Genomic DNA, 17190 nt, shown 5'->3' with positions numbered 1-17190 from the left:
CCCAGTTGGCCTCAGCCTTGGCACACTGGTCGCCTCTCAAACCAGGAGGTGGGCCGGCAAGCCCAGCGCAGATGTATTACTACGAACCCGCCAAAGGCCATGGCCTGCCCCATGATCCGTTCAACGCCATCGTCGGCCCTCGCCCGATCGGCTGGATATCCTCGCAGGACCAGCAAGGCCGTCTGAATCTCGCGCCTTACAGCTTCTTCAACGCCTTCAACTACATTCCACCGATCATCGGTTTCTGCAGCGTCGGGCGCAAAGACAGCCTGAACAATATCGAGCAAACCGGTGAGTTCGTCTGGAACCTGGCCACCCGCCCTCTGGCCGATCAGATGAACCTGAGCTGCTCTGCTGTAGCGCCGGAGGTGAACGAGTTCGACCTCAGCGGTCTGACGGCCACACCCTCGAGCGTGGTGAAGGTGCCACGGGTAGGGGAAACCCCCGTGGCGTTCGAATGCAAGGTGACGCAGATCGTGCAACTGCAGCGCGCCGACCAGGCACTGGTACCCAGCTGGTTGATCCTGGGCGAGGTGGTGGCGGTGCACATCGCCGAGCGCCTGCTCAAGGACGGCATCTACGACACCGCGGCAGCCGAGCCCATCCTGCGTGGCGGTGGGCCGGCGGACTACTTCGAGCTGGGCAACCTGTTCAAGATGCCCAGGCCCAAAGCCTGATCACCAGATCAGCTCACCCGCCTCGCTGACCCCTTGCAGGCGTTGCAACTGGCCCGTGGCCGCCTCGTCGGCAGCCACGGCGCCCTTGAATACTTGCCCATCGAGCACCTTGTGAAAGCGCGGTGCGCCGCCCATGCCAATGGCCTTCACGGCAATGGCTGCGTGGTAGCCACCGCCTTCGGCCGGCACCATTGCCGACACGGCTTCGTACTGGGGAAACTCTCTACGTGCCATCTTTGCCATACGCCTTGTGAGTGAAACCGAGATGGTACCCACTGGCTCGTTGACGCGCCAATCACTGGCCTGGGCGCCCGCAGCACCGGCTCAGCCGAACGTGTGCAGATCCAGGCTGCTCACCACCTGGGCTTGCACCAACTCACCGAACACATTGAGCGTTGGCGAAGCGAAGTAACCATTCATCGCCTGCTGATCCTGCCAGCTACCGCTCAATAACCACAAGTCGTCATCGGCCTGCGAGCGCTGCACCGAAAAGCTCAGGCAACCCGGGGTATCCAGCGACGGCACCAACAGGTCGCGCAAGCGTGCGCCGAGTTCGGCCGAGCGCCCGCTGCTGGCCCGAATCAAGGCAAGGTGGGTGACCGGTTGTTGTAGCCTCATTGCACAATCTCCCTCAAGCAGTCCAATACCTGGCTTGCAAGGCTAGGGCCTGGGCGCGTCTGCGCGTTAGGCCATTACTGCACACCGATTGCCTGATTCTGCAACGCGGCAGGATCAGGCAATCGATCTGCAGTATTCGACTAGCTTCGACGATTGCCCAAACCTATGCTGCGTCGGTCAGCAGAGGAAAGCCCCATGCCCATCGCCCCGTCCCTAGATCCGCACCTGGAGGTTCAGCGCCAGGAGCTGGCCGACTTGATCGCTCGCCATGCAGGCGACCCCTATGGGCCGGCCTCAGCCATCGACAACCTTTTCCTGGTGCGCTACACCGAGAACATTCGTTCCGTACCCACCCTGGCGCAACCTGCGCTGTGCATTCTGGCCCAAGGCAGCAAGAGCTTGTTTCTCGGGGACGAACAGTACGCCTACGACCCGCTGCACTACATGGTGGTGTCGGTCACCTTGCCCCTGAGCGCGGTCAAGCTCGACGCCAGCCCGCAGAGCCCGAGCCTGGGTTTGCGCATGGACCTGGACCCTGCCGAGATCAGCCAGCTGATCGCCGACAGCGGTCCGATGCTGGTACCCAATCGCCCCTATGGGCGCGGCCTGTATGTGGAAAAAACCGACGGCGCGCTGCTCGATGCCTTGCTGCGTCTGCTGCGCCTGCTCGACACGCCACGCGACATCGCCATGCTGGCCCCGCTGGTGCGCAGAGAGATTTTCTACCGCCTGCTGCGCGGCCCGCAGGGCTATCGGCTGTACGAAATTGCCTTGGCCAATAGCCAGACCCACCGCGTGTGCCAGGCCATCAGCTGGCTCAACGACAACTATCAGCGGCCACTGCGCATCGAGGACCTGGCCCGCGAGGTCAACCTCAGTGTTTCTACCCTGCACCATCGTTTCAAGGCGGTAACTTCGATGAGCCCGCTGCAGTATCAGAAGCAACTGCGCTTGCAGGAAGCCCGGCGCCTGATGCTCAACGATGGCCTGGAGGCCGCTGTGGCGGCCTATCGGGTGGGTTACGAGAGCCCTTCGCAATTCAGCCGTGAGTACAGCCGCCTCTACGGCGCCCCGCCTATTCGTGACATGGCCCGGCTGCGGTCAAGCGCGGTGTAGCGACAACGAGATCACCGCAGCGCTGCATAGCGTAACGCGCACAGTCACTGAAGCGGCCATTGCATCTCGCCCTTGGCCACCTTGGCGCTGAGCTCAAGCGCACTCTGATCGCCCAACCCCGGATAGTGTCGTTTCATGGCCTCGACCAGCGCCGCCGCATCCCTTGCCACTCGCGCCTGCGCCTCGAAGGTGCGGATGTAATCGGCGGTAAAGCCAACGGACTGCGGTGAGTAATCACTGGCACCGACAAAGTGGCCGGGCACCACGGTTTGCGGCGCAAGTGCCTGGATGTCCGCCAGGGTTTGCAGCCAATGGGCACGCGAGGGTGCCGATTGTGTGTCGGCCATCCACACATGAATGTTCTGCGAAACCACGACGCCGCCAACCACTGCCTTGATCGAAGGTATCCAGACAAAGCTGCGGTCTGGCTGCGGTCCTTCGAGGCCGCGCACCTCCAGCACTTGGTCCTCGAGCAGCAGACGGTTGCCTGCCAGCGCCTTGGGCAGCACCAGCCGTTCAGGTTTGTCCGCCCCCATTTCAGGCCCCCAGTACGCCAGTTTGGCCTCCATGGTGTTGCGGATGTGTTCGACAGTGGCGGCCGAGGCCACTACCTCGGCGTCCGGGAACGCCTGGGTCAGGGTTGCCAGGCCGAAGTAGTAATCGGGGTCGCCCTGGCTGATGTAGATCGTCGTCAGGCGCTTGCCAATGGCGCGCAGTCGCTGCACCAGTTGCCGGGCGTGGTCATTGCCAAATTGTGCATCGATCAACAAGGCGTCACGTTGACCGCTTACGATCACGGAGCTGACTGCGAACGGCGCATCGGCGCCAGGGTTGTAGACGTCCAGTTGCAGGGGAGCGGCTGCCAGCAGTGGGGCGGCACAGGCCAGGCATCCGAGCACCAGGCCACGCAAGGGAGAAAGCAGTGTCATCGCAGGCATCCGTCAGAATGGGAATGCCTGGGAGCTTAAGGGGCGATACCCTGCAGAAAAATGCCATGCTTGCACATGGTTTGTTTCTAAAATCGGGCAAATGATGGATCGTCTAACCGCTATGCGCGTTTTCGTCACGGTCGTGGACCTTGGCAGTCAGTCGGCGGCGGCCGAGCACCTGCTGCTCTCGCGGCCCGTGATCTCTCGGTACCTGGCACAGCTTGAAGCGTGGGTGGGGGCGCGGTTGATGCAGCGCACCACGCGCCGGCTCAGCCTCACTGCCGCGGGCCAGGACATCCTGCCGCGCTGCAGGCAATTGCTGGAGCTGGCCAGCGAACTGCAGGGGGCCGTACAACAGCAAGACCAGACACCGCGAGGGACATTGCGTATCAGCGTCAGTACGTCATTTGGACAGGCGCAGCTGGCCGATGCCGTGGCCGCCTACGTGCGCCAGTACCCCTTGGTAAAAGTCGATCTGCAGATGCTCGATCGCACCGTGAACCTGGTGGACGAACGCATCGACCTGGCCATCCGCAACAGCAATGACCTGGACCCCAGCCTGGTTGCCCGCCGCCTGAGCGTATGCCGCTCGGTGATCTGCGCCGCGCCCGCCTACCTGGCCGAACACGGCACGCCCGAGCGGGTCGAGGACCTGGCGCACCACAATTGCCTGACACACAGCTATTACGGCAATGGCGTGTGGCAATTCGAGGTCGACGGCCAACCGGTTGCGGTGCCGGTCAAGGGCAACATCAGTGCCAACGAATCCCTGACTTTGCAAAGGGCCGTAGCAGCAGGGGCCGGCATCGCCTTGCTCCCGTCCTACCAGGCGGCCGCCGCCCTGCGCAGCGCAGAACTGGTGCGCCTGCTTCCCGAGGCCAGGCCGCAGGCCCTGGACCTGACGGCGGTCTATACCTCGCGCAAGCACATGCCGGCGACCTTGCGCACCCTGCTGGACTTTCTCGTCCAGCGCTTTGAGGAGGAACCGGCCTGGGACCGGGACCTGTAAGCGCCCGCTTACTCTTCGACGCTCATGTATTCCTTGGCCCAGCGGATGTAGTCCTCGGGCTGGGTGTAGGTATGCGAAAGCTCGGTGGCGCTCAAGTTATCGGACTTGTGCTGCTGGCCACGCTGCTGGCGCAGGCAGTCGTACGTCGCCTTGATGGCGGCGAAGTAAGCCGCGTGACCGTCGACGGCGATGCGCACGCCAAGGCTTGCCAGGCGCTCGTCGTCGTGCAGGTTGGGATTACCGTAGGTCACCAGCATCAAGGGTACGGTCAGGTGGCTGGCGATCTGTTCGAGCTGGTCGAAGTCCTTCACCCCTACCATGCAGATGCCGTCAGCACCCGCTTTCTGGTAGCTCTGGGTCCGCACGATCACTTCCTCGGTGCTCAGCACGCCAGCGTTGGTACGGGCGATGATCGACAGGGACGAATCGACGCGCGCCTCAAGCCCCGCGCGAATTTTGCCCACGCCTTCTTCTACCGATATCAGGTCGGTGGACTTGCGGCCGAACTGGGCCGGCAAGAGCGTATCTTCGATCGTCAACGCCGCCACACCGGCGCGCTCCAGCTCCGTGACCGTGCGCATCACGTTAAGCGCATTGCCGTATCCGTGGTCAGCGTCTGCCAGTACCGGCAATTGGGCTACGCGACCAATTCGCGTGGCCTGCTCGACGAATTCGCTGAGTGTGATCAGGGCAAAATCCGGCGCAGCCAGTACCTGCAACGATGCCACCGACCCTCCAAGGATGCCGACCTCAAAACCCAGGTCTGCGGCAATACGCGCAGACATGGGGTCGAACACCGAGGCGGTGTGGTAGCAAGAACCTGAAGCGAGCAGCTCGCGGAAGGCAATACGCAGATCTTGGTGGGAAGCCTTGGGCATGATCACTCCGCAATTGTAGAAATTTCTGAACGGTAACTACCGGCCTCTGTATCAGGCGTACCTGCACAATTCATGGACCACTCAATTCGGGGTCATGCTCCACATGCAGGCAGAGGAATAAAGGTGTAGGAGCCAGGGGAATCCGATTAACCCCCGAGAGGTCGCACCAAGCTGGTGCAAACAGGGGTTTAGAGCGGGATTGGCATACCAAAGATATCACGGGGCCAGCCTTTGCTGGATGAATGCTCTGATGCCGATCGTGCATAGGCAATGCCCAGAGTACATAGGAAGCTACGTAACTCAGGTTACACTGCCATGCTTTAACTGCTCAAAAACAAGGAATTGCCGTGCCCCCTGCCCTGCCCGCGATTGCCCTGCGCCAGATCCTGACCGCCTTGATGCTGGCCATCTTTCTCGGCGCGCTGGATCAAACCATCGTGGCAGTGTCATTGCCTGCGATTTCCGCGCAGTTCAACGATGTCGGTCTGCTGGCCTGGGTCATTTCCGGCTATATGGTAGCCATGACCGTGGCCGTGCCGATCTACGGAAAGCTGGGCGATCTCTATGGAAGGCGTCGCATGATCCTGACCGGGATTGGCGTGTTCACCGTCGCCTCGATCGGCTGTGCGCTGGCTCAGGACATGCCGCAACTGGTCCTGGCCAGAGTGCTGCAAGGCATCGGCGCCGGCGGCATGGTATCGGTGAGCCAGGCGATCATCGGCGACTTCGTGCCCCCGCGCGAACGTGGGCGTTATCAGGGCTATTTCAGCAGCATGTATGCCCTGGCCAGCGTGGCGGGGCCGGTACTGGGCGGCTGGCTGACCGAGTACCTGTCCTGGCGCTGGGTGTTCTGGATCAACCTGCCGCTGGGCATCGCCGCGCTGTGGGCTATCCAGCGCGCTCTGGCCGGTCTGCCCGTGCAGCATCGGCCCGCACAAGTGGATTACCCGGGCGCGCTGCTGCTGATCGTGGGGCTGGGCAGCCTGCTGCTCGGCATCACCCTGGTCGGCCAGGGGCAGGCCTGGACGGCCCCCAGCGTGCTGGGCCTGTTCACCTGCACCGTGGTCGCCATGGCCATGTTCATCCTCCAGGAGCGTCGCTGCGACGAGCCACTGCTGCCGTTGAAGCTATTCAATAATCGCGCCGCGGTGCTGTGCTGGGGGGTGATTTTCTTCGCCAGTTTCCAGGCCATTTCCCTGACCATGCTGATGCCCTTGCGCTACCAAGGCCTCACCGGTGCCGGTGCCGACAGCGCCGCCTTGCATCTGCTGCCGTTGGCCATGGGGCTACCCATCGGTGCTTTTACCGCAGGACGACTGACAACGCGGCTTGGCCGCTACAAGCCGCAGATCCTGGTGGGCGCCCTGCTGATGCCCGTGTCTATCTTGGCCTTGGCGATCACCCCGCCACAGGCCGGACTGGCCAGTGCACTGTTCATGCTGCTGACAGGAATCGCGTGCGGGATGCAGTTCCCGACGTCACTGGTAGGCACACAGAATGCCGTGCAGATCCAGGACATGGGGGTCGCCACCAGCACCACCAACCTGTTTCGGTCCCTCGGTGGCGCCATGGGCGTGGCGTGCATGTCGAGCCTGTTGCTGGCCTTGCTGCACCAAGGCGGGCTGGCGTTGCTGGACAATCCGCTGATAGGGACTTTCAAGGCCAACCCGGTGAGCCCCGAACTGCAGGCACACCTGGCGGTCACGTTCCGGCATCTGTTGATGGCCAGCGCAGGGGTTGGCGTCATTGCACTGGTGGTGGCGGTGTTGCTGCCTGATCGGCCACTGCGCGGGCACTGAGGTGGCACGCAGGTAGGCTCAGGTGCGGATCACTGGCCCGTCCCCTGAGAATCAAGCCCTCACAAACCTTCACAAAGTCTCATTTGCGCATCGCCGGGCTCAAGCGCAGCATATCCAGCCCGGCGTCGACCCATTTCTCGGCGTTGCCCAGCAGGTCCACGCTGTCGGGCAGCAACAGCCAACGCCTGATCAACCCGTCGACGTAGGAAAACATGGCCACCGCGGCCCGCTCCACATCCAGCTCCACCGGCAGTTGGCCGCGGCGCACGGCATTGGCCAAGGCCAGGGTAATGCCTGTATGGCAGTCCACTACCGCCACCTGGCGCTGCTGGCGGATTTCGCACATGTCATCGGTGAACTCGCACTTGTGATGCAGAATCTCATTGATACGGCGTGTCCTGGCGTCGAGCACCAGGTCGTTGAACACTTGCAGCAGCAATTTGCGCATGCAGTCGAGCGGGTCGAGTTCGTCTTCGCTTTCGCTGGCGCGTGCAAGATGGTCATGGGTTTCATGCAGGCTGTCGAGCAGTGCCTGCACCAGTTCGGCTTTGTTATTGAAGTGCCAGTAGATTGCACCTCGCGTGACGCCCGCCTGTTCGGCGATGTCCGCGAGGGTGGTTCGCGCAACCCCGCGCTTGTAGAAAGCCCTTTCCGCCGCCTGGATGATCTGGGCGCGGGTTTCCTGGGCTTCCTCTTTGGTTCGACGGACCATGGCAGTACAACCTCATCTGGCCCGAACGCGGCGACGCGTGCGGGAAGGCTCCGGGGCGCCTCTTGGGGGCACCTGGCGGATCAAGCTAATCAAGGGCTGTGGCGGTAGCCATGGACAACCCGGCGGTATTTACAAACAACCATGAATGTAAGTATATTCCTTAGCAAGCTATTTATCCACCGGATAGCCATTTATCCAGATCAAGACATTCCATTACTCTTGAGCGTCTCCCTGCTCCTGCGATCCGAGGATTCTCATGCAATTCAAGCCAGCCGTTACCGCCCTGGTTTCAGCCGTAGCCCTCGCAACCCTGCTCAGTGGCTGCAATAAAGAAGACCAAGCCGCGCAGCAGCAGCAACAGCAGCAGCAGGCGCCTCAAGTCGGTGTAGTGACCCTACAGCCGCAAGCCTTCACCTTGACCACCGAGCTGCCGGGCCGCACCAATGCCTACCGGATCGCCGAAGTTCGTCCACAGGTCAACGGGATCATCCTCAAGCGCCTGTTCAAGGAAGGCAGCGAGGTCAAGCAGGGCCAGCAGCTGTATCAGATCGACCCGGCCGTGTATGAAGCCAACCTGAGCAAGGCCCAGGCGGACCTGCAGGCTACCCGCTCTCTGGCTGATCGCTACAAGCAGCTAATCGAGGAGCAGGCGGTTTCCCGGCAGGAATACGACGACGCCAATGCCAAGCGCCTGCAAGCCGAGGCCTCGCTCAAGAGTGCGCAGATCGACCTGCGCTACACCAAGGTCCTGGCCCCCATCAGTGGCCGCATCGGTCGTTCGGCGGTAACCGAAGGTGCGCTGGTCAACAGCGGCCAGACCAATGCCATGGCCACCATCCAGCAACTGGACCCGATCTACGTGGACGTGACCCAATCCACCGCCGAGCTGCTCAAGCTGCGGCGCGAGCTGGAAAGCGGCCAACTGCAGCGCGCCGGCGACAACGCAGCGTCCGTGCAACTGGTGCTCGAAGACGGCACCCTGTACAAGCAGGAAGGCCGCCTGGAGTTCTCCGAAGTGGCCGTGGACGAAACCACCGGCTCGGTCACCCTGCGTGCCATTTTCCCCAACCCTGACCACACGTTGCTGCCTGGCATGTTCGTGCATGCACGGCTCAAGGCCGGCGTGAACGCCAACGCCATCCTGGCACCGCAGCAGGGCGTGACGCGCGACCTCAAGGGCGCCCCTACCGCGCTGGTGGTCAACAAGGACAACAAGGTCGAACTGCGCCAGCTCAAGGCCAGCCGGACCGTGGGCAGCGACTGGCTGATCGAGGAAGGCCTCAACCCAGGCGACCGCCTGATCACCGAAGGCTTGCAGTACGTGCGGCCAGGCGCCGAGGTCAAGGTCAGCGAAGCCACCAACGTCAAGAAGCCGGACAGCCCGAACCAGGGCAACGCAGCGAAAGCAGACGCCAAAGCGGAGTAAACCATGTCGAAGTTCTTTATTGATCGCCCGATCTTCGCCTGGGTGATCGCCTTGGTGATCATGCTGGTCGGCGCCTTGTCGATCCTGAAGTTGCCGATCAACCAGTACCCCAGCATTGCCCCACCGGCCATCGCCATTGCCGTGACCTACCCGGGCGCTTCGGCGCAAACCGTGCAGGACACCGTGGTGCAGGTGATCGAGCAGCAGCTCAACGGTATCGACAACCTGCGCTATGTGTCGTCGGAAAGTAACTCCGATGGCAGCATGACCATTACCGCCACCTTCGAGCAGGGTACCAACCCCGACACCGCCCAGGTTCAGGTGCAGAACAAGCTCAACCTGGCCACCCCCCTGCTGCCGCAGGAAGTGCAGCAACAGGGTATCCGCGTCACCAAGGCCGTGAAGAACTTCCTGATGGTGATCGGCCTGGTATCCGAAGACGGCAGCATGACCAAGGACGACCTGGCCAACTACATCGTCTCCAACATGCAGGACCCGATCTCGCGGACGGCCGGTGTGGGTGACTTCCAGGTGTTCGGCGCCCAGTACGCCATGCGCATCTGGCTCGATCCGGCCAAGTTGAACAAGTTCCAACTCACCCCGGTGGACGTCAAGACCGCCGTGGCAGCCCAGAACGTACAGGTGTCCTCCGGCCAGCTCGGCGGCCTGCCTGCCATGCCTGGGACGCAGCTCAACGCCACCATCATCGGCAAGACCCGCCTGCAGACTGCCGAGCAGTTCGAGAAGATCCTGCTCAAGGTCAACAACGATGGCTCCCAGGTCCGCCTGGGTGATGTCGCCCAGGTCAGCCTGGGCGGCGAGAACTACGCCGTCAGCGCCCAGTTCAACGGTAAGCCCGCCTCGGGCCTGGCCGTCAAGCTGGCCACGGGCGCCAACGCACTGGACACGGCCAAGGCCTTGCGCCAGACCATTGCCGACCTGGAGCCGTTCTTCCCGCCAGGGGTCAAGGCGGTATTCCCGTATGACACCACGCCGGTGGTCACCGAATCGATCAGCGGGGTTATCCATACCCTGATCGAAGCCGTCGTGCTGGTGTTCCTGGTGATGTACCTGTTCCTGCAGAACTTCCGCGCCACCGTCATCACCACCATGACCGTACCGGTGGTATTGCTGGGCACATTCGGCATCCTTGCCGCCGCTGGTTTCAGCATCAACACCCTGACCATGTTCGCCATGGTGCTGGCCATCGGCCTGCTGGTGGACGATGCCATCGTGGTGGTGGAAAACGTCGAGCGGGTGATGTCCGAAGAAGGGCTGCCACCCAAGGAGGCCACCAAGCGCTCCATGGAGCAGATCCAGGGCGCGCTGGTGGGTATCGCCCTGGTGTTGTCGGCCGTATTGCTGCCCATGGCGTTCTTCGGCGGCTCCACCGGTGTGATCTACCGTCAGTTCTCCATCACCATCGTCTCGGCCATGGGCCTGTCGGTGCTGGTGGCGCTGGTCTTCACCCCGGCGCTGTGCGCCACCATGCTCAAACCTTTGAAAAAGGGCCAGCACCATGAGGCCAAGGGCGGGTTCTTCGGTTGGTTCAACCGCAACTTCGATCGCACCGTCAACGGTTACGAGCGCAGCGTGGGGGCCATCCTGCGCAACAAGATTCCGTTCCTCTTGGCCTATGCCCTGATCGTGGCTGGCATGATTTTCCTGTTCACCCGCATTCCGACTGCGTTCCTGCCCGAGGAAGACCAGGGTGTACTGTTTGCCCAGGTCCAGACGCCGGCCGGTTCCAGTGCCGAGCGTACCCAGGCTGTGGTCGACCAGATGCGCGAATACCTGCTCAAGGACGAAGCCGACACGGTGTCCTCGGTGTTCACCGTCAACGGCTTCAACTTCGCCGGCCGCGGCCAGAGCTCGGGCATGGCGTTCATCATGCTCAAGCCCTGGGGTGAGCGTACGGCGGAAAATAGCGTATTCGGTCTCGCTCAGCGGGCGCAGCAGCACTTCTTCAGCTTCCGCGACGCCATGGTCTTCGCGTTCGCCCCGCCAGCGGTGCTCGAGCTGGGTAACGCCACCGGCTTCGACGTATTCCTGCAAGACCGCGGCGGTGTCGGCCATGCCAAGCTGATGGAGGCTCGCAACCAGTTCCTGGCCAAGGCTTCGCAGAGCAAGGTGCTCAGCGGTGTACGCCCCAACGGCCTGAACGACGAGCCGCAGTACCAGCTGACCATCGATGACGAGCGTGCCAGCGCCCTGGGCGTGACCATCTCGGACATCAACAACACCCTGTCGATTGCCTTCGGTGCCAGCTACGTCAACGACTTCATCGACCGCGGCCGGGTCAAGAAGGTCTACATCCAGGGCGAAGCCAATGCCCGGATGAGCCCGGAAGACCTGCAGAAGTGGTATGTGCGCAACGCCGACGGCGAAATGGTGCCGTTCTCGTCCTTCACCAAAGGTGAATGGACCTACGGCTCGCCCAAGCTTTCGCGTTACAACGGCGTGGAAGCCATGGAAATCCTCGGTGCCCCTGCACCTGGCTACAGTACCGGTGAGGCCATGGCCGAGGTCGAGCGCATCGCGGGTGAACTGCCAAGCGGCGTAGGGTTCTCCTGGACGGGCATGTCCTACGAGGAGAAGCTCTCCGGTTCGCAAATGCCGGCCCTGTTCGCCCTGTCGCTGCTGTTCGTGTTCCTGTGCCTGGCAGCGCTGTACGAAAGCTGGTCGATCCCGATCGCCGTGGTGCTGGTGGTGCCACTGGGCATCATTGGTGCGTTGATCGCTACCAGCCTGCGCGGGCTGTCCAATGACGTGTACTTCCTGGTCGGCCTTTTGACCACCATCGGCCTGGCGGCCAAGAACGCCATTCTGATCGTCGAGTTCGCCAAGGAATTGCACGAGCAGGGCCGCAGCCTGTACGACGCGGCGATCGAGGCGTGCCGCATGCGTTTGCGTCCGATCATCATGACCTCGCTGGCCTTCATCCTCGGCGTGGTACCGTTGACCATCGCCAGCGGCGCCGGCGCCGGCAGCCAGCACGCCATTGGTACCGGCGTGATCGGCGGCATGATCAGTGCGACCGTACTGGCCATCTTCTGGGTACCGTTGTTCTTCGTCGCAGTGTCGTCGCTGTTCGGCAGCAAAGAGCCGAAAAAAGATGACACCCCTGAAACTCCACGTTATGAGGCTGGGCAATGACCAAGTCTTTGTTGTCCCTGGCAGTCACCGCTTTGATTCTCGGCGGCTGCTCGCTGATCCCCGACTACCAGACCCCGGAAGCACCGGTGGCTGCCCAGTGGCCGCAAGGCCCGGCCTACTCGCCTACCCAATCGGCGGACGTCGCTGCCGCCGAACAGGGCTGGCGGCAGTTCTTCAACGACCCGGCGCTGCAGCAACTGATCCAGACCGCACTGGTCAACAACCGGGACCTGCGCGTCGCGGCGCTGAACATCGACGCCTACCGCGCTCAGTACCGCATCCAGCGTGCGGACCTGTTCCCGGCGGTATCGGCCAACGGCAGCGGCAGCCGCCAGCGCATCCCGGCGAACATGTCGCAGACGGGCCAGTCGGACATCACCAGCCAGTATTCGGCGACCCTGGGCGTCAGTGCCTATGAACTCGACCTGTTCGGCCGCGTGCGCAGCCTGTCGGAGCAGGCGCTGGAGACCTACCTGTCCAGCGAGCAGGCGCGTCGCTCCACCCAGATCAGCCTGGTAGCGAGCGTGGCAAACGCCTACTACACCTGGCAGGCCGACCAGGCGCTGTTCAAGCTGACCGAGGAAACCCTGAAGAACTATCAGGAAAGCTACAACCTCACCCGCCGCAGCAACGAGGTGGGCGTGGCGTCGGCGCTGGACCTGAGCCAGGCCCGCACGGCTGTCGAAGGTGCCCGGGTCAAGTACTCGCAGTACCAGCGCCTGGTTGCCCAGGACGTGAACAGCCTGACCGTCCTGCTGGGTACCAGCATCCCCACCAACCTGCCTGAGCCGCTGCGCCTGGATGCCGATCAGCTGGCCGAGGTACCGGCGGGCCTGCCGTCGGACCTGTTGCAGCGCCGCCCTGACATCCAGGAGGCCGAGCACCTGCTCAAGGCGGCCAACGCCAACATCGGCGCTGCCCGCGCGGCCTTCTTCCCCAGCATCAGCCTCACGGCCAATGCAGGCACCTTGAGCACTGACATGGACGGGCTGTTCAAGGGGGGGTCGGGCACCTGGCTGTTCCAGCCGCAGATCAACCTGCCGATCTTCACCGCCGGGAGCCTGAAAGCGAGCCTGGATTACGCCAAAATCCAGAAGGACATCAACGTCGCCCGCTACGAGAAGTCCATTCAAACTGCGTTCCAGGAAGTGTCCGACGGGCTGGCCGCGCGCAAGACCTTCGAGGAGCAATTGCAGGCCCAGCAAGACCTGGTGCAAGCCAACCAGGACTACTACCGCCTGGCCGAGCGTCGTTACCGTATCGGCATCGACAGCAACCTGACCTTCCTCGACGCCCAGCGCAACCTGTTCAGTGCGCAGCAGGCGCTGATCGGTGACCGCCTTTCGCAGTTGACCAGCGAGGTCAACCTGTACAAGGCGCTCGGTGGTGGCTGGTACGAGCGCACCGGACAGGCCAGCCAACAGGCTTCGGTACAGACGCCCCGCGGCTGATACCCGCCCGCTTGCTCACCACCGGCCAGGCCCCAACAGACGCGGTGGGTGGTGAGCAAGGCGCGGCCTTGGCATTCGCCAGGCTGATGATGATGGTGACCACAGCTATCCTGAGCTATATCGGGCACACCCCGGCAAGCCCACCAGGAGGCAGCACCATGAACACCCTCGCCGAGCACCTGATCCGTTACGCGGGCTATCACCGCGACCCACGCAATATCGTCACCCATTTCGTCGGCATACCCTTGATCGTCCTGTCCGTGGCCATTCTGTTGTCGCGGCCAGGCGTGTCCCTGGGCGGCATCTGGTTATCCCCTGCCCTGTTTGTCTCGGCGGCGGCTACCTGGTTCTACCTGCGTCTTGAGCTTCGCTTCGGGCTGGTGATGGGCGTCCTGCTGGGCCTGTGTCTGTGGCTGGGTCACCTGCTGGCGGTGCAGACCACGGCGCTGTGGCTGTCGATAGGCGTGGGGGCGTTCGTGGTGGGCTGGATCATTCAGTTCGTCGGTCACCACTACGAGGGGCGCAAGCCAGCGTTCGTCGATGACATCAGCGGCTTGATCATCGGGCCGCTGTTCGTGGTGGCCGAGGCGGCGTTCCTGATGGGCCTGTGCCCTTCGCTCAAGCGTCAGGTCGAGCGCGCCGCCGGCCCCGTGGCGGTGCGTAAGGCCATGCGACACTGACATCGCCGGCAGGCCGTCCCGTTACAGCAGACGGCCCACCGAGCCTGACGTCCTGTGTCGGCCCTCAATGATCGTGGTGCAGGTACTTGGCTTGTTTTGGCAAGCGCAGGCTGAACAGGAAGGCAACGGCCATCATTGCCGTCACGTACCAGTAGAACGTGTTCTCCATGCCCAGGGTTTTGAGGCCCAAAGCCACGTACTCCGCTGACCCGCCAAACATGGCGTTGGCCACCGCATACGCAAGCCCCACGCCCAATGCCCGTACCTGGGGTGGGAACATCTCGGCCTTCACCAGGCCGCTGATGGAGGTGTAGAAGCTGACGATGCACAGCGCCAGGCTCACCAGCACGAACGCCATGAATGGGCTGCTGACCGTCTTGAGCGCCATGAGCAATGGCACCGTGAACACCGTGCCCAGCGCGCCGAACAGCAGCATGGAGTTACGCCGGCCAATGCGGTCGGACAACATGCCGAAGAACGGCTGCATCACCATGAACAGGAACAGCGCCCCAGTCATTGCGTAGCTGGCGTGCTTGGCGGTCATGCCGGCCGTGTTGACCAGGTACTTCTGCATGTAGGTGGTAAAGGTGTAGAAGATCAGCGAGCCGCCGGCGGTATAGCCCAGCACCGTGATGAAGGCCGCCAGGTGATTGCCGAACAGACCGCGAATACTCCCGGCGTCCTTGTCCTGGCGCGTCTCTGCGCTGCTGGTTTCGTGCAGCGAGCGGCGCAGCATCAAGGAGATAACGGCAGCGACCGCACCGACCACGAAAGGAATTCGCCAGCCCCAGGCGCGCAGCTCGTCTTCGGTCAGTAACTGCTGCAGGATCACCACCACCAATACTGCCAGCAACTGGCCGCCAATCAAGGTCACGTACTGGAACGATGCAAAGAAGCCCCGCTGGCCACGCAGAGCCACTTCGCTCATGTAGGTCGCCGTGGTGCCGTATTCGCCACCCACCGACAGGCCTTGAATCAAGCGCGCCAGCAGCAGCAATGCCGGGGCCCAGGTACCAATGCTGACGTAGGTGGGCAGGCACGCGATGGCCAAGGACCCGAAGCACATCATCAGTACCGAGATCATCAGTGAGTTCTTGCGACCGTGGCGGTCGGCCAGGCGTCCAAAGATCCAGCCGCCGATAGGCCGCATCAGAAAGCCTGCGGCAAACACGCCGGCGGTGTTGAGCAGCTGCACGGTCGGGTCATCGGAGGGGAAGAACGCCGGGGCAAAATAAATGGCGCAGAAGGCGTAGACATAGAAGTCGAACCATTCCACCAGGTTGCCTGAAGAGGCGCCGACGATGGCGAAGATGCGTTTGCTACGCTCCTCGCCGGTGTAGTGAGGGGTGGTCATGTCAGTCGTGCTCCTGGAGGATACAAGGTAAGTCTAGACATACCTGGTTACACAGTCGTTCCGCGTGGTGTGCAATCCGGCGCAGCGAGGCGGTGGAGGCTGCCCTGATCCCTGAGGCACCTGCGGGCTGGTTTCGTCAAAGGCGTTCAATTGCCAGCGCCAGCCCTTGGCCGACACCTACGCACATCGTGGCCAAGCCTTTGCGCCCGCCTGTGCGCTCAAGGTGGTGCAGCGCCGTCAGCACCAGGCGCGCACCGCTCATGCCCAATGGGTGGCCCAGGGCGATGGCCCCGCCGTTGGGATTGACCTGGGGCGCATCGTCCGCCACCCCCAGCCCGCGAAGAACGGCCAGCCCTTGGCTGGCGAAGGCTTCGTTGAGTTCGATGACATCGAAGGCGCTGATGGAAATGCCCAGTCGCTCGATCAGCTTGCGCACCGCAGGCACCGGCCCGATGCCCATGACCCGCGGGGCTACCCCCGCACTGGCCATGCCCAGCACCTTGGCGCGAGCGGTCAGGCCATGGGTGTGCACGGCCTCGGCAGATGCCAGGATCATCGCTGCCGCGCCATCGTTGACCCCCGATGCATTGCCCGCCGTGACCGTTTTGCCCACGCCATTGACGGGGTTGAGCTTGGCCAAGGCCTCAAGGGTGGTATTGGGCCGCAAGTGCTCATCATGCTCTACCCAGGTCTCACCCTTTTTATGCGCGATGCACACCGGCACGATTTCCTCGGCGAAGAACCCGGCAGCTTGCGCCGCTGCGGCCTTGTGCTGACTGCGCAAGGCAAACGCATCCTGGTCGGCGCGGGAGATACCGTAGTCGTCAGCCACGTTGTCGGCCGTTTGCGGCATGGCATCCACACCGTATTGCGCTTTCATGAGCGGGTTGACGAAACGCCAGCCAATGGTGGTGTCTTCAAGTTGCATGCTGCGTGAATAAGCGCTTTGTGCCTTGCCCATGACAAATGGCGCACGCGACATCGACTCCACGCCGCCCGCGATGGCCAGCTCCATCTCGCCGCAGGCGATGGCGCGGAACGCCGCGCCAACGGCCTCCATGCCTGAAGCGCACAAGCGGTTGAGGGTGACGCCCGGCACGCATTCCGGCAGCCCGGCCAGCAGCAGCGCCATGCGCGCCACGTTCCGGTTGTCTTCGCCGGCCTGGTTGGCACAGCCGTAAAACACCTCGTCCAGTTGCGTCCAGTCCACACTGGAGTTGCGTGCGATCAGCGCCCTGAGTGGTACCGCCGCCAGATCGTCAGCCCGTATGCCGGCCAAGGCACCGCCGAATCGGCCAATGGGCGTACGAACGGCATCACAGATATACACCTCGCGCATCTTGCCTCTCCTGCAATGGCCATGGGCGCCGGGGACAGAGGCACAA

The 17190-nt window shown here is 62.9% G+C and carries 15 protein-coding genes; 8 read left to right on the top strand and 7 right to left on the bottom strand.

Going from position 1 to position 17190, the window contains the following annotated elements:
* Nucleotides 1-71 precede the first annotated feature (71 nt).
* Complete coding sequence (locus ACF8E5_RS20240; protein WP_058637110.1) at nt 72-677, top strand: flavin reductase family protein; 606 nt, start codon at nt 72-74, stop codon at nt 675-677.
* Here ACF8E5_RS20240 and ACF8E5_RS20235 read toward each other — a convergent pair whose 3' ends face one another.
* Nucleotides 678-920, bottom strand: coding sequence for a hypothetical protein (locus ACF8E5_RS20235; protein ID WP_058637111.1), 243 nt, complete (start codon nt 918-920; stop codon nt 678-680).
* A gap of 81 nt (nt 921-1001) precedes the next feature.
* On the bottom strand, nt 1002-1295 hold the full coding sequence (locus ACF8E5_RS20230) for an antibiotic biosynthesis monooxygenase family protein (RefSeq protein WP_058637112.1): 294 nt from the start codon (nt 1293-1295) through the stop codon (nt 1002-1004).
* 195 nt (nt 1296-1490) lie between these two features.
* On the opposite strand from ACF8E5_RS20230, the gene ACF8E5_RS20225 reads away from it, so the two are divergent.
* Nucleotides 1491-2411, top strand: a complete 921-nt coding sequence (locus tag ACF8E5_RS20225) for an AraC family transcriptional regulator N-terminal domain-containing protein (protein WP_392475713.1) — start codon at nt 1491-1493, stop codon at nt 2409-2411.
* 44 nt (nt 2412-2455) lie between these two features.
* On the opposite strand, the gene ACF8E5_RS20220 is transcribed toward ACF8E5_RS20225, so the two are convergent.
* Nucleotides 2456-3340 carry an MBL fold metallo-hydrolase gene (locus ACF8E5_RS20220; RefSeq protein ID WP_392475712.1) on the bottom strand — a complete coding sequence of 295 codons (885 nt, stop codon included), beginning with the start codon at nt 3338-3340 and terminating at the stop codon, nt 2456-2458.
* 103 nt (nt 3341-3443) lie between these two features.
* Here ACF8E5_RS20220 and ACF8E5_RS20215 point away from each other — a divergent pair, with 103 nt between their 5' ends.
* Nucleotides 3444-4349 (top strand): LysR family transcriptional regulator, encoded by a 906-nt coding sequence (locus tag ACF8E5_RS20215; RefSeq protein WP_058637225.1) that lies wholly within the window; start codon nt 3444-3446, stop codon nt 4347-4349.
* An 8-nt stretch (nt 4350-4357) separates the two neighbouring features.
* Here ACF8E5_RS20215 and ACF8E5_RS20210 read toward each other — a convergent pair whose 3' ends face one another.
* The gene (locus tag ACF8E5_RS20210; RefSeq protein ID WP_058603237.1) at nt 4358-5227 is read right to left on the bottom strand and encodes an oxaloacetate decarboxylase; all 870 of its coding nucleotides are present in this window, start codon (nt 5225-5227) and stop codon (nt 4358-4360) included.
* A gap of 347 nt (nt 5228-5574) precedes the next feature.
* Here ACF8E5_RS20210 and ACF8E5_RS20205 point away from each other — a divergent pair, with 347 nt between their 5' ends.
* A complete protein-coding gene (locus ACF8E5_RS20205; RefSeq protein WP_392475711.1) occupies nt 5575-7026 on the top strand; it encodes an MDR family MFS transporter in 1452 nt (483 codons plus the stop codon).
* Nucleotides 7027-7105: 79 nt separating this feature from the next.
* On the opposite strand, the gene ttgR is transcribed toward ACF8E5_RS20205, so the two are convergent.
* The gene (gene ttgR, locus ACF8E5_RS20200; protein ID WP_058603239.1) at nt 7106-7738 is read right to left on the bottom strand and encodes an efflux transport transcriptional regulator TtgR; all 633 of its coding nucleotides are present in this window, start codon (nt 7736-7738) and stop codon (nt 7106-7108) included.
* A 256-nt stretch (nt 7739-7994) separates the two neighbouring features.
* Between ttgR and ACF8E5_RS20195 the strand changes: the two genes are divergently transcribed.
* The 4 genes from ACF8E5_RS20195 to ACF8E5_RS20180 all read left to right on the top strand — a co-directional run bounded on the left by ACF8E5_RS20195 (nt 7995) and on the right by ACF8E5_RS20180 (nt 14451).
* Nucleotides 7995-9164, top strand: a complete 1170-nt coding sequence (locus ACF8E5_RS20195; protein ID WP_058603240.1) for an efflux RND transporter periplasmic adaptor subunit — start codon at nt 7995-7997, stop codon at nt 9162-9164.
* 3 nt (nt 9165-9167) lie between these two features.
* Nucleotides 9168-12320 (top strand): multidrug efflux RND transporter permease subunit TtgB, encoded by a 3153-nt coding sequence (gene ttgB / locus ACF8E5_RS20190; RefSeq protein WP_392475710.1) that lies wholly within the window; start codon nt 9168-9170, stop codon nt 12318-12320.
* Nucleotides 12317-13771 (top strand): AdeC/AdeK/OprM family multidrug efflux complex outer membrane factor, encoded by a 1455-nt coding sequence (locus tag ACF8E5_RS20185; RefSeq protein WP_392475709.1) that lies wholly within the window; start codon nt 12317-12319, stop codon nt 13769-13771. Before ttgB ends, ACF8E5_RS20185 begins: the two co-directional genes overlap by 4 nt.
* A gap of 158 nt (nt 13772-13929) precedes the next feature.
* Nucleotides 13930-14451, top strand: coding sequence for a DUF962 domain-containing protein (locus ACF8E5_RS20180; RefSeq protein ID WP_196126414.1), 522 nt, complete (start codon nt 13930-13932; stop codon nt 14449-14451).
* Between the two features lie 64 nt (nt 14452-14515).
* Here the strand turns inward: ACF8E5_RS20180 and ACF8E5_RS20175 are convergent, their stop codons facing one another.
* Nucleotides 14516-15805, bottom strand: coding sequence for an MFS family transporter (locus ACF8E5_RS20175; RefSeq protein ID WP_196126413.1), 1290 nt, complete (start codon nt 15803-15805; stop codon nt 14516-14518).
* A 136-nt stretch (nt 15806-15941) separates the two neighbouring features.
* Nucleotides 15942-17144: a 3-oxoadipyl-CoA thiolase gene (pcaF, locus tag ACF8E5_RS20170; RefSeq protein ID WP_078478062.1), complete on the bottom strand. Its 1203-nt coding sequence runs from the start codon at nt 17142-17144 to the stop codon at nt 15942-15944.
* Nucleotides 17145-17190 lie beyond the last annotated feature (46 nt).

Source organism: Pseudomonas sp. WSY_20, from assembly GCF_043104335.1.
GTDB classification, from domain to species: Bacteria; Pseudomonadota; Gammaproteobacteria; order Pseudomonadales; family Pseudomonadaceae; genus Aquipseudomonas; species Aquipseudomonas parafulva_B.
This window is presented reverse-complemented; position numbering and strand designations above follow the sequence as displayed.

Bases quoted from the DNA above. Each gene is read 5' to 3' on its own strand.
- ACF8E5_RS20215 (WP_058637225.1), top strand. From the start codon at position 3,444: ATGGATCGTCTAACCGCTATGCGCGTTTTCGTCACGGTCGTGGACCTT.
- ACF8E5_RS20225 (WP_392475713.1), top strand. From the start codon at position 1,491: ATGCCCATCGCCCCGTCCCTAGATCCGCACCTGGAGGTTCAGCGCCAG.
- ACF8E5_RS20240 (WP_058637110.1), top strand. From the start codon at position 72: ATGTATTACTACGAACCCGCCAAAGGCCATGGCCTGCCCCATGATCCG.
- pcaF (WP_078478062.1), bottom strand. From the start codon at position 17,144: ATGCGCGAGGTGTATATCTGTGATGCCGTTCGTACGCCCATTGGCCGA.
- ttgB (WP_392475710.1), top strand. From the start codon at position 9,168: ATGTCGAAGTTCTTTATTGATCGCCCGATCTTCGCCTGGGTGATCGCC.
- ACF8E5_RS20180 (WP_196126414.1), top strand. From the start codon at position 13,930: ATGAACACCCTCGCCGAGCACCTGATCCGTTACGCGGGCTATCACCGC.
- ACF8E5_RS20195 (WP_058603240.1), top strand. From the start codon at position 7,995: ATGCAATTCAAGCCAGCCGTTACCGCCCTGGTTTCAGCCGTAGCCCTC.
- ttgR (WP_058603239.1), bottom strand. From the start codon at position 7,738: ATGGTCCGTCGAACCAAAGAGGAAGCCCAGGAAACCCGCGCCCAGATC.
- ACF8E5_RS20230 (WP_058637112.1), bottom strand. From the start codon at position 1,295: ATGAGGCTACAACAACCGGTCACCCACCTTGCCTTGATTCGGGCCAGC.
- ACF8E5_RS20185 (WP_392475709.1), top strand. From the start codon at position 12,317: ATGACCAAGTCTTTGTTGTCCCTGGCAGTCACCGCTTTGATTCTCGGC.
- ACF8E5_RS20175 (WP_196126413.1), bottom strand. From the start codon at position 15,805: ATGACCACCCCTCACTACACCGGCGAGGAGCGTAGCAAACGCATCTTC.
- ACF8E5_RS20235 (WP_058637111.1), bottom strand. From the start codon at position 920: ATGGCAAAGATGGCACGTAGAGAGTTTCCCCAGTACGAAGCCGTGTCG.
- ACF8E5_RS20210 (WP_058603237.1), bottom strand. From the start codon at position 5,227: ATGCCCAAGGCTTCCCACCAAGATCTGCGTATTGCCTTCCGCGAGCTG.
- ACF8E5_RS20220 (WP_392475712.1), bottom strand. From the start codon at position 3,340: ATGACACTGCTTTCTCCCTTGCGTGGCCTGGTGCTCGGATGCCTGGCC.